This is a genomic window from Bradyrhizobium sp. USDA 336 (assembly GCF_044908355.1).
Lineage (GTDB): Bacteria > Pseudomonadota > Alphaproteobacteria > Rhizobiales > Xanthobacteraceae > Bradyrhizobium > Bradyrhizobium yuanmingense.
The window spans coordinates 3,157,139-3,172,389 of record NZ_JBIYDC010000002.1 but is presented as its reverse complement, the minus strand read 5'-3'; the positions used below and the strand labels follow the sequence as shown (position 1 = coordinate 3,172,389).

Annotated in this window: 13 protein-coding genes; 9 read left to right on the top strand and 4 right to left on the bottom strand. The window is 64.8% G+C overall.

The genetic code is table 11. The annotated features are described in order from the left end of the window. Positions 1-10: 10 nt before the first annotated feature. Positions 11-982, bottom strand: a complete 972-nt coding sequence (locus ABIA45_RS15720; RefSeq protein WP_404652717.1) for a hypothetical protein — start codon at positions 980-982, stop codon at positions 11-13. A gap of 364 nt (positions 983-1,346) precedes the next feature. Here ABIA45_RS15720 and ABIA45_RS15715 point away from each other — a divergent pair, with 364 nt between their 5' ends. Beyond that, a complete protein-coding gene (locus tag ABIA45_RS15715) occupies positions 1,347-3,059 on the top strand; it encodes an IlvD/Edd family dehydratase (RefSeq protein WP_404652716.1) in 1,713 nt (570 codons plus the stop codon). Positions 3,060-3,277: 218 nt separating this feature from the next. On the opposite strand, the gene ABIA45_RS15710 is transcribed toward ABIA45_RS15715, so the two are convergent. Further along, complete coding sequence (locus ABIA45_RS15710) at positions 3,278-4,072, bottom strand: enoyl-CoA hydratase/isomerase family protein (RefSeq protein ID WP_404652715.1); 795 nt, start codon at positions 4,070-4,072, stop codon at positions 3,278-3,280. A 227-nt stretch (positions 4,073-4,299) separates the two neighbouring features. Between ABIA45_RS15710 and ABIA45_RS15705 the strand changes: the two genes are divergently transcribed. Continuing rightward, positions 4,300-5,517: an NAD(P)/FAD-dependent oxidoreductase gene (locus ABIA45_RS15705; RefSeq protein ID WP_404652714.1), complete on the top strand. Its 1,218-nt coding sequence runs from the start codon at positions 4,300-4,302 to the stop codon at positions 5,515-5,517. Between the two features lie 162 nt (positions 5,518-5,679). Here ABIA45_RS15705 and ABIA45_RS15700 read toward each other — a convergent pair whose 3' ends face one another. Together ABIA45_RS15700 and ABIA45_RS15695 are read right to left on the bottom strand one after the other, a co-directional pair. Then, entirely contained in the window at positions 5,680-6,588 is a 909-nt protein-coding gene (locus ABIA45_RS15700; RefSeq protein WP_404652713.1) for a ribokinase, read from the bottom strand. Positions 6,589-6,594: 6 nt separating this feature from the next. Then, positions 6,595-7,488: a sugar kinase gene (locus tag ABIA45_RS15695; RefSeq protein WP_157281072.1), complete on the bottom strand. Its 894-nt coding sequence runs from the start codon at positions 7,486-7,488 to the stop codon at positions 6,595-6,597. Between the two features lie 212 nt (positions 7,489-7,700). Between ABIA45_RS15695 and ABIA45_RS15690 the strand changes: the two genes are divergently transcribed. The 7 genes from ABIA45_RS15690 (at position 7,701) to ABIA45_RS15660 (ending at position 15,212) form a co-directional block, all read left to right on the top strand. Beyond that, positions 7,701-8,549: a VOC family protein gene (locus ABIA45_RS15690; RefSeq protein WP_404652712.1), complete on the top strand. Its 849-nt coding sequence runs from the start codon at positions 7,701-7,703 to the stop codon at positions 8,547-8,549. A gap of 175 nt (positions 8,550-8,724) precedes the next feature. Further along, positions 8,725-9,432 (top strand): TetR/AcrR family transcriptional regulator, encoded by a 708-nt coding sequence (locus ABIA45_RS15685; protein WP_271545416.1) that lies wholly within the window; start codon positions 8,725-8,727, stop codon positions 9,430-9,432. A 322-nt stretch (positions 9,433-9,754) separates the two neighbouring features. Further along, positions 9,755-10,564: an ABC transporter permease gene (locus ABIA45_RS15680; protein ID WP_128263494.1), complete on the top strand. Its 810-nt coding sequence runs from the start codon at positions 9,755-9,757 to the stop codon at positions 10,562-10,564. A gap of 56 nt (positions 10,565-10,620) precedes the next feature. Further along, complete coding sequence (locus ABIA45_RS15675) at positions 10,621-11,616, top strand: ABC transporter substrate-binding protein (RefSeq protein WP_404652711.1); 996 nt, start codon at positions 10,621-10,623, stop codon at positions 11,614-11,616. Between the two features lie 14 nt (positions 11,617-11,630). Next, positions 11,631-12,461 carry an ABC transporter ATP-binding protein gene (locus tag ABIA45_RS15670; RefSeq protein WP_404655681.1) on the top strand — a complete coding sequence of 277 codons (831 nt, stop codon included), beginning with the start codon at positions 11,631-11,633 and terminating at the stop codon, positions 12,459-12,461. 202 nt (positions 12,462-12,663) lie between these two features. Continuing rightward, complete coding sequence (locus tag ABIA45_RS15665) at positions 12,664-14,064, top strand: hypothetical protein (RefSeq protein WP_404652710.1); 1,401 nt, start codon at positions 12,664-12,666, stop codon at positions 14,062-14,064. Further along, positions 14,061-15,212 carry a Gfo/Idh/MocA family protein gene (locus ABIA45_RS15660; RefSeq protein ID WP_404652708.1) on the top strand — a complete coding sequence of 384 codons (1,152 nt, stop codon included), beginning with the start codon at positions 14,061-14,063 and terminating at the stop codon, positions 15,210-15,212. The genes ABIA45_RS15665 and ABIA45_RS15660 overlap by 4 nt, the downstream gene beginning before the upstream one ends. Positions 15,213-15,251: the final 39 nt, after the last annotated feature.

Below are 15,251 nucleotides of genomic sequence, written 5' to 3'. Positions count from 1 at the left end.
GGCGCGCACATCAGAAATGCAGGTTGAGCCGCAACAGCGCCTGGTGCCGCTCGAACTGATCGAGGTTGAGGCTGCGAACGTCGCCGATCGCCTGGCCGGCAACCTGCATCTGCCAGGTGCCGGAGATGCCGACCTCCTTCGAGATGTTGTAGGAGAAGGTTGGGCCAGCAAAGACTGCGTCTCCCAAAAAGCGGTCGAGGCCGCCGCCGTCATAGGCCCGCGCGTAGCGTACGCCGAGGCCAAACACGAGGTCGGGCTGCACTGCGTACGAGATCGCGGCCTGTAGCTGCATCTCGGAATCGTGTCGCCAAAGATTGGTCGAGATCTCGCGGGTTCCGCCGGTCCCGTACCAGACGTTGAAGGCGGCGAACAGCCTGTCCTTGACGAGCTCGCTGTCGAACAGCGCGGCAAACTCTGCGCCATATTGCGCGATATGCATGCCGCTGGCGTCGTCGATCCGGCTCCAGCCGGGCTGGGCATGGAGTGTCAACCCGAAGGGCGCGACGGCACGATCGACCAGCTTGTAGCGCAGTTCGAGCGCGACACCGCCGAAAGCGACGTCGCGATGATCGGCAAGACCCGGAACGCCACTGATGTGCTGTCCGGTCAGTGCAAATCCGGGTGCTATCCGGAAGTTGTCCGAGACCGTGTATTTGACCTGATTGAGATTGGCCCAGGCTGCGTAAGTGCCGGAGCGCTTGCCGAACGCGCCGACATTCTCGAACTCGATCTCCATTTCGCCGGGCTTGCCGATGTCGGAGCCCATGCTGAAACCGAAGATGTGCTCGGTGTCGATCTCCGAATGAGCCGACGGCAAACCTCCCGTCAGCTTGCTGACGCCGGGGGCCGGTGCGGAGCCAGCCCAGGCATAGGCGAGGCCGCGTGGACCGTCGTCGGCAGAGGCGGAGACGCAACTCGCCAGATGACCGGCGACGACAATTGCGGCCGCTATTGCGCCCCGGAAGCTCGACTTTCTCAGCACGACATCCCACCAACCCGCGCGAACCAGGGAGATACTGATCGACGCAAGGAGCTTGGTTCACGCGCAGCCCCTGCGATTGCAAGTCATTCGCAAGAACAATTCCACAGAATGGCCGGGCGTGCAACTACTTGCTAATCATTCTTAGTTGCGTTCAATGGAGCTACGGCGGGCTGGCGGGCCGGAGACGTCCGCGCCGCAGAGCTGGAAGCGGGAGATTCCGTGCGCGTCGGGCGCCGTCGCGTGCGGCAAGGCCGTGCGATTCTCGGGACCGCCCCGAAAACCAAGCGTCAGGCCTGCAAGTCGAGTTATTGACAATCAGGGGGCTGGCCTTACCACCACGACAAAAGCTGAAGGGAGCGCCCTGATGACGAGTGGCTTGCGCAAGGGTCTGACGAGCTATGGCGATGCCGGCTTCTCGCTGTTCCTGCGCAAGGCGTTCATCAAGGCCATGGGCTATTCCGACGACGCGCTGGAGCGCCCGATCGTCGGCATCACCAACACCTATAGCGATTACAATCCCTGCCACGGCAACGTCCCGCAGATCATCGAAGCCGCCAAGCGCGGTGTGATGCTGTCGGGCGCGATGCCGTTCGTGTTCCCGACCATCTCGATCGCCGAGAGCTTTGCGCATCCGACCTCGATGTACCTGCGCAATCTGATGGCGATGGACACCGAGGAGATGATCCGCGCCCAGCCGATGGATGCGGTGATCGTGATCGGCGGCTGCGACAAGACGCTGCCGGCGCAGGTGATGGCCGCGATCAGCGCCGACCTGCCGACTGTGGTCATCCCCGTCGGGCCGATGGTGGTCGGTCATCACAAGGGCGAGGTGCTGGGGGCCTGCACCGATTGCCGCCGTCTCTGGGCGAAATATCGCGCCGGCGACATGGATGATGCCGAGATCGAAGCGGTGAATGGCCGCCTCGCGCCATCGGTCGGCACCTGCATGGTGATGGGCACGGCCTCGACCATGGCCTGCATGATCGAGGCGATGGGCCTGTCGCTCCCGATGAGCGCGACGATTCCGGCGCCTCATGCCGAGCGCTTCCGTCTCGCCGAGGCCAGCGGCAAGGTTGCCGCGGAGATGGCCAAGGCCAAGGGCCCGAAGCCGAGCGACGTGTTGACGCCGGCCTCGTTTAGGAACGCGCAAGTCGTGCTGCAGGCGATCGGCGGTTCGACCAACGGCTTGATCCATCTGACCGCGATGGCGCATCGCTCGCCGCACCGGCTCGACCTCGCAGCGTTCGACCAGATCGGCCGCGAGGTGCCGGTGCTGGTCGATCTCAAGCCGTCCGGCGAGCACTATATGGAGCACTTCCACCACGCCGGCGGGGTGCCGAAATTGCTGGCGCAGCTCGGCGATCTCGTCGATCTCGATGCCAGGACCATCAGCGGCCAGACGCTGCGTGAGATCGCGGCGAATGCGGAGGACGTGCCCGGCCAGGATGCCATCCGCCCGCGCGACAATCCGATCAAGAAGGAGGGCGGCCTCGCCATCCTGCACGGCAATCTCGCCCCGCGCGGCGCGGTCATCAAGCAATCGGCCGCGAGCCCGAAGCTGCTGCAGCACACCGGGCGCGCCGTCGTGTTCGAATCCGTCGAGGACATGACCTTGCGGGTCGACGATCCCGATCTCGACGTCAACGCCGACGACGTGCTGGTGCTGCGCAATGCCGGCCCGAAAGGCGCGCCGGGCATGCCGGAAGCGGGTTATCTGCCGATCCCGAAGAAGCTCGCGCGCGGTGGCATCAAGGACATGGTGCGTATCTCGGATGCGCGCATGAGCGGCACCGCGTTCGGCACCATCGTGCTGCACATCACCCCGGAATCCGCCGTCGGCGGGCCGCTGGCGCTGGTTGAGAATGGCGACATGATCCGCCTCGACGTGGCCAAGCGCAGCATCGAGCTCTTGGTTGACGCCGCCGAGCTGGAGCGGCGCCGCGCTGCGTTGAAGCCGGTGGCCGCGCCGGAGGAGGCACGGCGGGGCTACGCCTGGCTGTTCAACGAGACGATCCTGCAGGCCGACGAGGGCTGCGATTTTGACTTCATGCAGAGGACGGGCCCGGCGAAGGGCTGAGCCGCCGACCGCAGGGGTATCGCATTTGAGAGCTTTCCCTGCGGCCATCCTTCGAGACGCCCGCTTTAGGCGGGCACCTCAGGATGAGGACGGAGCGCGCGGCTACAGTTTCAACGGGCACTGACGCTGATGAGCCTCATCCTGAGGAGGCGCGTCAGCGCCGTCTCGAAGGACGAGGCGTGCGCACCGGCGCCGCCCTGCCACTGATCGTGGGGCCGCTACTTGCTCTTGCTCGTGAACTTCTTCACGGCGGTGCGGAACGCTTCCGTGTTCATCGCCATGATGATCTTGTGCTCCTCGGCATCGAGCTGCTGCTTCACCGGCGTGGTCGCCGCCTGATAGACCAGCTGCTTGGTGCCGGCGATCGAAGCCGGCGGGTTCTGCGCGAGACGCTCGGCAAGTTTTCGCGTCGCGGTCTTCAGCTCGGCGGCAGGAGCGACCTTCGCGACCAGGCCCCATTCATAGGCCTGCTGCGCGGTAAAATTGTCCTCGGACAGAAAGATCTGCAGCGCCCGGCGCGAGCCGACCGTGCCGACGATGCCAACCGTCGAGCCACCGTCCGGCGACACCCCGATCTTGGCATAGGCCGGCGTGAACTTGGCGTCGTCAGCGGCGATGCAGAGGTCGGTGACGAAGGCGAGGCCCATGCCGGCGCCGGCGGCCGAGCCGTGCACGCTCGACAGCGAGATCTTCGGCATGCGCCTGATGATCTCGATGAAGGCGTGATAGTGCTTCAATAGCTCGCCGACGACGGGCGTCACTGTGGCAGCTTCGGCGGCGGCCCCGATCGTCTGCAGATCACCGCCGGCGCAGAACGCGCGGCCTTCACCCTCGAGCACGACGACGCGGATGTCGTCGGCGCCTTCGAGATAGGCCGCGAGCTGCTCGAGCTTCTGCGCAATCGCAAGGTCGATTGCGTTGAACGCGGCAGGGCGGTTCAGCGTGATGGTCGCGATCGGGCCGTCGATCCGCAGCAGGGCGGGATCGTCGGGCTTTGAGACGGGAGCGGTCATCTGGATTTCTCCGGCAGGAGGTCGAGGCTCGAACTAAATCGCAGAAGGGCAGGGGTGACAATCCCCGAACCACCGCTCTTGCGCCGGGCGGAATGATAGGCTCAAATGGAGCCGCTTTCGCCAAGGGACGGACACGAGCGCCGGCTCCTCGCAAGGCCAGCAAGCAAAATCAGCGAGAGAGGAGGCGGCATGGGTCACGCTCGTGTCTTCCGGAAATGGGCTGTCCGATGACTGGCCCGGTGATCATCGTCGGTGCCGGCCATGGCGGCTACCAGATCGCGGCATCGCTGCGCCAGGCCGGCTTTGCCGAGCGCATCTGCCTGATCAATGACGAGCCGCATCTGCCCTATCAGCGGCCGCCGCTGTCCAAGGCCTACATCAAGGGCTCCGCGGGTCCGGAGAGCCTGATGTTCCGGCCTGAGAAGTTTTACCAGGACCAGACCATCGAGCTGATCGCGGGCCGCGCCGCCTCGATCGACCGCTCCGCGCGTAAGGTGCATCTCGCATCCGGCGAGACGCTGGACTATTGGCACCTCGTGCTGGCGACCGGCGCGCGCAATCGCCTGCTCGATCTGCCCAATGCCAATCTGCCCGACGTGAAATATTTGCGTATCCTCGACGACAGCGAGGCGCTGCGCGCGATCATGCCGTCGAAGACGCGCGCCGTGATCATCGGCGCCGGCTTCATCGGCCTCGAATTCGCCGCGACCGCCCGCATCAAGGGCCTCGAGGTCGACGTGCTCGAACTCGCCCCGCGCGTGATGGCGCGCGCGGTGACGGCGGAGGTCTCGGAGTATTTCCAGGACCGCCACCGCGAGGCCGGCATCCGTATCCATCTCGGTGTGCAGGCCACCGCGATCGAGGCGGAGGGCGGCAAGGTCACGGGCGTGTCCTTGAGCGACGGGCGGCATCTGCCGGCCGACCTCGTCGTGGTCGGCGTCGGCGTGCTGCCGAACATCGAACTCGCGGCCGAGGCAGGGCTGCCGGTCGCGGCCGGCATCATCGTCGATGAATATCTGTCGACGGCTGATCCCAACATTTCGGCCATCGGCGATTGCGCGCTGTTCGCAAGCCCGCGCTTCGGCGGATCGCTGCGGCTGGAATCGGTGCAGAACGCCACCGATCAGGCCCGCTGCCTCGCGGCAAAGCTGACCGGGGATAAGAAATCGTACGACAGTCATCCCTGGTTCTGGAGCGACCAGGGCGACGACAAGCTCCAGATCGCGGGGCTGACGACCGGCTACGACCGCGTCGTGCTGCGCGGCGATCCCGCCAAGAAGGCGTTTTCGGCGTTCTGCTATCACGGCGACAAGCTGCTCGGCATCGAATCGATCAACCGCGCCGGCGATCACATGTTCGGCCGCCGCTTGCAGAGCATGGACCGCACGATCACGCCGGAGCAGGCCGCGGACGAGAGCTTCGACCTCAAGAGCGCGCTGGCGTGAAGTTCTTCTCCCTCTCCCCGTTCTTACGGGGAGAGGGTCGGGGTGAGGGGCTTTCTCCGCGCATACGATGGCAGTCGGACTCGCGGAGAGTCCCCCTCACCCGGAATTTGCTCTCGCAAAATTCCGACCTCTCCCCGCAAGCGGGGAGAGGCGAAGAGGCCTCTACAGCACCGCCGTCACTTCGGCCGCCGTCGGCATCGACGGTCCGGCGCCCATCCGCTGCACGCTGATCGAGGCGGCGGCGTTGGCGAATCTCAGCGCGTCGCGCAAGGCTGCGCCGTCCGCGAGTTGCGCGGCGAGCGCGCCGACGAAGCAGTCGCCGGCGCCGGTGGTGTCGAGTGCCTTCACCACACGGCCGGCAACCGAGATCTCCTCGCGCCCGGCGAGCGCGAGCACGCCGCGCTTGCCGAGCGTGACGCAGATGGTTTGGTCCTGCCGCGCCTGAAGTTTTCGCGCGACGTCGATGATCTTCGCGGCCTCATCGTAGTCCGACAGCTCACTGCCTGCGAGAAAGCCGAGCTCGGTCTCGTTCAGGACGAGGATGTCAACCAGCGCCAGCAGCTCGCCCGGCATCTTCTGCGCGGGCGCCGGGTTCAGCACCGTCACCGCCCCCGCCGCGCGGGCGCGGTGGAAGAAGGCAGCGATCGTCGGCAGCGGAATCTCGAACTGGCTGACGGCGACGTCTCCCTTCAGCAGCGGCACGACGCTAACGTCGTCAGCGCCGACCAGCCCGTTCGCCCCGGGAACGACGACAATGGTGTTGTCGGCCTCGGCCACCGTGATAATGGCCGTCCCGGTGTGGGTCTCGGCCGTCTCCACGACGTAGCCGAGATCGATGCACTGCTCGCCGAGAAAGGCCTTCAGTTCAGTGCCGAACGAATCCCGGCCCAGCCGTCCGATCAGCGTGGTGCGCGCCCCTAACCGCGAGGCCGCGACAGCCTGGTTCGCGCCTTTGCCGCCCGGGAAATACAGCACCTGGCGGCCGGCGACGGTCTCGCCGACGCGCGGATGGCGATCGGCCGTGGCCACCACATCCATGTTGATGCTGCCGGCAACGAAGACCCGCCCCATCTTTTTCTAGACCCTGACCTCGAACTCGTGCCTGACCTTGGCGATATCGACCAGCGTCGGCAATCCGGCCTCGTTGCCGAGGCGCTGGATCTTGAAGGTCGAGGCGGCGCGGGCGAAATCAAAATGCTCGCGCCAGCTTTTGCCGGGATGGGCGAGGTAGGAATAGACATAGGCGCCATGGAAGACGTCGCCGGCGCCGTTGGTGTCGATGACGCGCTCGCGCGGGATCGGCATCGCCGGCATCACCTGCACCGTGCCGGTTTCGTCGTACCAGAACAGGCCCTTCTCGCCCATGGTGACGCCGCCGATCTTGCAGCCGCGGCTCTTGAGATAGTCGAGCATCTTCTCCGGCGTCAGATCCATCTGCTCGCACAGGCGCTCGGCGACGATGGCGACGTCGATGAATTCCAGCAGCTCATGGGTGTTGGTGCGCAGGCCGCCGCCGTCGAGCGAGGTCAGGATGCCGGCCTCGCGGCACACCTTGGCGTAGTGGATGGCGGCATCCGGCTGGTGGCCGTCGACATGCAGCGCGCGGCAGCCGCCGAGATTGAGCATCGGAAAGGGGTGGATGTGCTCGTCGTCGCGGCAGCGGACGATGGCGCGCTTGCCGTCCTTGGGCATGATGAAGGAGAGCGAGGACTGGTTGACCTTGCGCCCATGCAGCGAGATGCCGTACTTCGCGCACATGTCCTGGAACATGCGCCCCAGCCAGTCATTGGCTGCGGTCGCGATCAGGTCCGGCACGATGCCGAGCTTGGCGCAGCAGAACGCCGCCGTCACCGCATTGCCGCCGAAGGAGACCGCGTAGTCACGCGCCACGTGCTTCTCGTCGCCGGTCGGCATGTGGTCGGTGATGAAGACGACGTCGATATAGGTCTGTCCGATGAAGAGAGCCTGCATTGCTTGTCCGTGATGCGCTTGTGGTCCCGGCCGGCGAGATTACTCTAGCACCGGTTCCGCTCCGGAGGGACGCTGAAATTATTCGCAAAACTGCCGCCCGAAGCGCTTGAGGTCAGCATGGTCCGAGAATACGACCATCACTGGCCCATGCCAAGCCCGGACAAACGCCGTCTTCCGCTCCCGGGGTTCCCGGTCCACAAAAAGGGTGCAGAATGATCACCGGCCTCGATCACATCGTCGTTCTCGTAGGCGATATCGGCGCGGCCAAGGCGGCCTATCAGACGCTGCTCGCCCGCGCGCCGGCCTGGCAGAACTCGGGCGAGGGCGCCGACCGGGTGCTGTTCACCCTCGACAATATGACCATCGAGCTGATGGCCCCTCACGGCTTCAGCGTCACCGCCGACCGCATGCGCGCACTGCTCGGCGACCAGGAGGGCGTGCTTGCCAGCCTGTGCTTTCGCGTCGCCGACATCGGCAAGATGCACCGCCGGCTGGAGCGGGTGGCCCTGAGGCCGGACCCGGTCGCGGAGGTCGAGAGCAGCGACGCCGGCACGGACGCCGTGCTGCACTGGAAGCGCACGCGGGCCACCACCGAGCTGACGCGCGGCGTGCGCATGTTCTTCCTGGAGCTGGCCGACGAGCGTCCGAAGTCCGCCGTGACCGACATCGCGCCGATCGAGGGGCTCGACCACGTCGTCGTCACCACCGAGGATTCCGAGCGCGCCGCCGCGCTCTACGGCGCCCGGCTCGGCCTTGATCTCGCGCTCGACCGCTCGCACCAGGACTGGGGCCAGCTGATGTTCTTCCGCTGCGGCGACCTCATCGTCGAGGTGGTGCGCCGCCCGGTCGCGGGCGGCGATGCCGCGCATGACCGGCTCTGGGGTCTGAGCTGGCGGGTCAGCGACATCGACGCCACCCGCGCCCGCCTGATCGCGAGCGGACTCGACGTCTCAGAGGTGCGCACCGGCCGCAAGCCGGGCACGCGCATCATGACCGTGCGGAGCGGCACCTGCGGAATCCAGACCGTGCTGCTGGAGCGCTCGCCGAGGCCGGTGGATTGATTCTGTCATTCCGGGGCGATGCGTAGCATCGAACCCGGAATCCATTTCGCGACTGACTCTGCCGCCAAATGGATTCCGGGCTCGCGCCAAGAGGCGCACCCCGGAATGACGAGACGTTCTCAAACGCACGCTCGCGTGCTACACGCGTCTTGTCGGCACCCAGCGAGCACCCGGTTTGGCGAAGGCAAAGCGAACTCTGAAATGGCAGCGCGACCCCGAGGGGATGCGGCTGCGCATTCTCGAAGCCGCCAAGCAGGAGTTTTCCGCCCATGGTCTTGCCGGCGCACGCGTCGACCGCATCGCGGCCAAGGCCGGCGCCAACAAGCGCATGCTCTACTATCACGTCGGCAACAAGGACGAGCTCTATCTCGCCGTCCTCGAAGGCGCCTATGACAAGATTCGCAGCGAGGAGCGGGGGCTCGATCTCGAACATCTCGATCCCCCCGAGGCGATCCGCCGCCTGATCGAGTTCACCTGGAACTACTTCCTGCGCAATCCCGAATTCCTCTCGCTGCTGCAGACCGAGAACCTCGCGCGCGCAAAGCACCTGAAGAAATCGACCAAGGTCAAGTCGATGCACTCGCCCTTCGTCGAGATGATCCGCACCGTGGTGCGCCGCGGTGTCGAGAGCGGCGATTTCCAGGTCGCGGTCGATCCGGTGCAGCTCTACATCTCCATCGCGGCGCTCAGCTTCTTCTATCTCTCCAATTCGGCAACGCTCAGCGTGATCTTCGGCCGCGACTTGCTGGACAAGAAAGCCAAGGACGAGCGGCTGGCGCATATGGTGGGCCTTGTGCTGGCCGCGCTGACGGGGCAATCCGCGGCGCTGTTCGAGATCGCGAAGACGCCGAAGTCGCGCGCCGCGATCGTGCAGGCGGTGTAGCTCGTAGCCATGATGGGGCGCCTTGCTCCGTCATTGCGAGCGCAGCGAAGCAATCCAGACTGTCTCCGCGGAAAGTTTCTGGATTGCTTCGCTGCGCTCGCAATGACCACGTGGAAGCGGCGTGCACCTCACTCCGCCCCCGTGCCCCGGACGCAGCGCAGCAACGCTTACATTGCAGCGCGTCCGGGACACGGAAGGCGATAGTCCGGTCCCCAAAAGCTCCCGGAACCTCGAGCACAAAACGTCACAGGGAAGCTCTGGACAGTATTTATCCAACGGGTTAATTTCTCCCCATAACGAAGAAGACTGCCGGGAGTGAAAATTGGCCGAGCCGAAGCCGCAAAACGCTGTTTCCAAGCTGCTGAATGCAGCCTGGGTTCGGCCGTTCTTGTTCCTGGTCTTCATCGTCGTCGCCTGGGATCTCGCGATCCGGCTGTTCAGAATCCCCGCGTACCAGATCCCGGCGCCGCTCGACGTCGTCGCCGTGCTGCGCACCGAATGGCCGGAGCTGCTGCGCCAGTCCTGGCCGACCACCTATGCGACCGTCTGCGGCTTCCTGCTGTCGGCGCTGTTCGGCATTCCCGTCGCGATGCTGATCGCGGGCTCGAAGACGGTGGAGAGCTATATCTATCCACTGCTGGTGTTCTCGCAATCGGTGCCGAAGATCGCGATCGCACCGCTGTTCGTGGTCTGGTTCGGTTTCGGCATCATTCCGAAGGTGATCTCGGCGTTCCTGCTCGGCTTCTTCCCGGTGGTGGTCTCCGCGGTGCAGGGCTTCAAGTCGGTGGACCCCGATATGGTCGATCTCGCCCGCGCCATGCAGGGCAGCCGCTTGCAGGTGTTCCGCGCGGTGAACCTGCCGCATGCGCTGCCGGCGATCTTCTCCGGCCTCAAAGTGTCGGTGACGCTGGCCGTGGTCGGCGCGGTGGTCGGCGAGTTCGTCGGCTCCAATTCCGGCATCGGCTACGTGATGCAGCGCTCGATCGGCACCTTCGACCTGCCGACGATGTTCGCGGCGCTGGTGATCCTGGCGCTGCTCGGCGTGGTCCTGTTCTGGATCGTCGACCGCATCGAGAAGCTGGTCATTCCCTGGCATGTCAGCCAGCGCGAGGACGTGATCTTTGCATCCTGACTAAAGCAACGAGCGGCCGCCAACGGCCGACGCAACAACGGCAAGGGAGAGAAACGATGAAGCGGTTGATTGGAGCTGCATCCGTAGCACTGATGGCGTTCGCAGCCATGCCGGCGCAGGCAGCCGACAAGGTCGTGCTGATGCTGAACTGGTACGTCTATGGCGAGCACGCGCCGTTCTATTACGGCAAGGCCAAGGGCATCTACGCCGCCGAAGGCATCGAGCTCGAGATCCAGGAAGGCCGCGGCTCGGCTGCGACCACGCAGGCGGTTGCCGCCAAGACCGCCGACTTCGGCTATGTCGACGTCCCCACCATGATGCGCGCCGCGATCAAGGGCGCGCCCGTGGTTGCAACCGGCGTGCTGCTGCAGACCTCCCCGATGTCCGCGATGGGCTTCGCCGACAAGAACATCAGGAAGCCCGAGGACATCAAGGGCAAGACGGTGGCGATCACGCCCGCGGACTCCATGACCCAGATCTGGCCGCTGTTCCTGAAGAAGACGGGCCTGAAGGAGAGCGACTTCAAGACCGTCGCCGGCGACGGTCAGACCAAGCTCAACGCCGTCATCAACGGCCAGGCCGATCTGTTGCTCGGCTACGTCATGGACCAGTCGATGAAGATCAAGGACGCGACGGGCAAGGAGGTCTACCCGATCAAGTTCGCCGACTACGGCATCAACATGGTCTCCTCGGGCGTCATCGCCAATACCGACTATGTGAAGGGCAATGCCGATTTGGTCCGCCGCTTCATGTCGGCGACGACCAAGGCGGTCGAGGCTGCCGAGAAGGAGCCGAAGGCGGCCGCGGCGCAATCGATCCTCGATGCCAACCCCAAGGGCGGCAAGATCGACACGCTGACGCAGGGTTTTGAGCTGACCATCCCGCTGTACCGGACCGCGGAGACCAAGGGCAAGCGGCCGTTCCAGGTCACCGACCAGAACATGACCGAGACCGTCAATCTGCTGGTCGAATATGGCGGCCTTGACGCCAAGGCCAAGGAGAACCCGAAGGCTTTCTACACCAGCGATTACCTGCCGAAGAGCGGCTCGTGAAACCTGCGACTGTCATGAGTGAAACCGCGCAGTCGGCCGCTCATCTGAGACTGGTGAGCGACCGAGCTGCCGGCGATGCGTCGGGCATCAAGCTGTCGGGCGTGTCGAAGACCTACCGGACGCGCGACGGCGATGTGCCGTCGCTGCGGCCGCTCGACTTCCACATCAATGACGGCGAGTTCTTCGTCGTGGTCGGACCAAGCGGCTGCGGCAAGTCCACGCTGCTCAAATTGATCTCGGGCCTGCTGGCGCCGACCACGGGCGAGATCCTGGTTGAGGGCCAGAAGGTGACGACGCCGCACGGCAATGTCGGCATCGTGTTCCAGAACGCGCTGCTGCTGCCCTGGCGCAACATCCTGGGCAACGTGATGCTGCCGATCGACATGAAGCGGCTGCCGCGGCAGGACTATCTCGACCGCGCCAAGTCGCTGCTGAAGCTGGTCGGCCTCGAAGGTTTCGAGAAGAAGCTGCCTTGGCAGCTCTCCGGCGGCATGCAGCAGCGCGCCTCGATCTGCCGCGCGCTGGTGCACGACCCGAAAATCATGCTGATGGACGAGCCGTTCGGCGCGCTCGACGCGCTGACACGCGAGCGCATGAATGTCGAATTGATGCGGATCCAGCGTGAGACGAAGAAGACCGTGCTCCTGATCACGCATTCGATTCCGGAAGCCGTGTTCCTCGCCGACCGCGTGCTGGTCATGACCGAGCGCCCCGGCGCGATCGCCGCGATCTACGACGTGCCGCTGCCGCGTCCGCGCTCGCTCGACGCGATGGCAGATCCGGTTTTCACCGAGCTCGTGCAGCGCATCCGCAAGCATTTCTTCTCGCAAGGTACGTTGGACTAGGGCATGCGATCGGTTTGGGCTGCAACCGCGACGACGGTGCGCTCCCTCCCCCGCTTGCGGGGGAGGGTTGGGGAGAGGGTGTCTCCGCTGGCAAGACTCCCCAAGAGGAGAAAACCCTCACCCGGCACTTCGTGCCGACCTCTCCCGCAAGCGGGAGAGGTGTACCGCCGACTTGGCCAAATGTTCGGGACCAACTAACACCATGTCCCCCCGCCTGAAGCTGCGAGACATCGCCTTCTTCGAACGTCCCGTGCAGTTCGCGCGGCCGTTCCGCTTCGGCGCTGTTACCATCAGCGCAGCGCCGCAGCTGTTCGTGCGGGCCGAGATCGAGGTCGAGGGCAGGGGAACCGCGGTCGGTGCCAGCGCCGAACTGCTGGTGCCAAAATGGTTCGACAAGCGGCCGGAGCTGTCGCCGGCGCAGACGGTGGACGGTCTGCGACGCTCGCTGGAGATCGCGCGCGGGCTCTATCTGGCGCAGACCGGATTCCAGACGGCGTTCGGTCTGCATGCAGCTTGTATTGGCGACCAAGTTGCTGCTTGTGCAAAAGAGAACATTCCGCCGCTTGCCGCGGCTTACGGTCCGGCGGAGATCGACAAGGCGGTCCTCGACGCGCTGCTGCGCGGCGTGGCGACCAACTTTTTTGACGGCATGGCCGGCAATGCCGCCGGCATCGACGCACGGCTGTCGCCCGACTTGAGTGACGGCGATATCACGCGATTCCTCGTTCTCGCCAATCAGCACCGATCGGAACGCGTTGCGATCCGCCACACCGTCGGCCTCGATGATAAGATCGAAGGCGATGGCGGAGTTGCCGATCCACGTGAAAACTTCGGTGCGCGTTATTTCAAGCTCAAGCTTGGTGGCGATCCGGAAGCGGACACTGCGCGACTGGTCCAGATCGGTGGCCAGCTTGCGACGCTGCCTTACGGTTACAGCGTCACACTCGACGGCAATGAGCAATATGGTGACTTGAGCGCACTTGAAGTGCTGGTCGACCGACTGGAGCGCGACAGCGCGCTCCGACCTATCACGGGCAGGTTGCAATATATCGAGCAGCCGCTGCCGCGTGATATCACCCAACGGACGCCGCTCGGCGCTCTCTGTCGCCGCGATTTCATCATCGACGAAGCGGACGATTCCTATGATGCTTGGCCGACCGCATACAAGCTGGGCTACAGCGGCGTGTCCTCGAAATCCTGCAAGGGGCTCTACAAGTCGATCGTGAATGCGGCCCGGATGATCGCGCGGGATATGGACGGAGCCGAGTGCTTTGTGACCGGTGAAGATCTGACCTGTCAGCCGGGGCTCGCCTTGCAGCAGGATCTGGCACTCGGAGCGCTGCTTTGCCTCGATCATGCCGAGCGCAACGGTCATCATTATGTCGACGGTTTTGGCGAGACGCCGGCCTCCGAAGCACGCGCCTTCGCGGTCGCGCATACCGATATCTATGCCGATGCCGGGCAGGGCATCCGCCTCAACATCCACAACGGCGATCTCCTGACGGGATCGCTCAACACTCTGGGCTTTGCGACCGCGGTCCATCCGGATTGGTCGGCATTGCACCCGCTCGCCCAGCCAAGATCTCAGGAGCAATTGGCATGACCACCCAACGCCTCGGCCTCATCATGAACGGCGTCACCGGCCGCATGGGGCTCAACCAGCATCTGATCCGGTCGATCGTCGCGATCCGCGACCAGGGCGGCGTGCGCCTGAAGAACGGCGACCGCGTCATGCCCGACCCGATCCTGGTCGGCCGCAATGCCGAGAAGGTCGAGGCGCTCGCCAAGCGCTACAACATCACGCGCTGGACCACCGATCTCGATGCCGCGCTCGCCGACAAGAACGACACCATGTTCTTCGACGCCGCGACCACGCAGGCGCGGCCCGGCCTGTTGACCCAGGCCATCAACGCCGGCAAGCATGTCTATTGCGAGAAGCCGATCGCGACCAATTTCGAGGAAGCCGTCGAGGTCGTGAAGCTCGCCAATGCCAAGGGCGTCAAGCACGGCACGGTGCAGGACAAGCTGTTTCTGCCGGGGTTGAAGAAGATCGCTTTCCTGCGCGATTCCGGCTTCTTCGGCCGCATCCTCTCGGTGCGCGGCGAGTTCGGCTATTGGGTATTCGAGGGCGGCTGGCAGGAGGCGCAGCGGCCGTCCTGGAATTACCGCAGCGAGGACGGCGGCGGCATCATCCTCGACATGGTCTGCCATTGGCGCTACGTGCTGGACAACCTCTTCGGCAACGTCCAGAGCGTGAGCTGCATCGGCAACACCGATATCCCCGAGCGCTATGACGAGCAGGGCCAGAAGTACAAGGCGACCGCGGACGATTCCGCCTACGCCACGTTCCAGCTTGAAGGCGGCATCATCGCCCACATCAACATGTCCTGGGTCACGCGCGTCTATCGCGACGATCTCGTCACCTTCCAGGTCGACGGCACGCTCGGCTCGGCGGTCGCGGGCCTCACCGACTGCATGATCCAGGCGCGGCAGGCGACACCGCGCCCGGTGTGGAATCCCGACGAGAAGCGGCTGCACGATTTCTACGGCGACTGGCAGAAGCTGCCCGATAACGTCACCTACGACAACGGCTTCAAAGAGCAGTGGGAAATGTTCATCCGCCACGTCTACGAGGACGCTCCTTACAAGTTCACGCTGCTCGAAGGCGCCAAGGGCGTGCAGCTCGCCGAATGCGCGCTGAAGAGCTGGAAGGAGCGGCGCTGGATCGACGTCGCCCCCATCAAGGTTTGAGGTCAGTCGGATAATCCCGATGTCTACTGAGCCGTCATT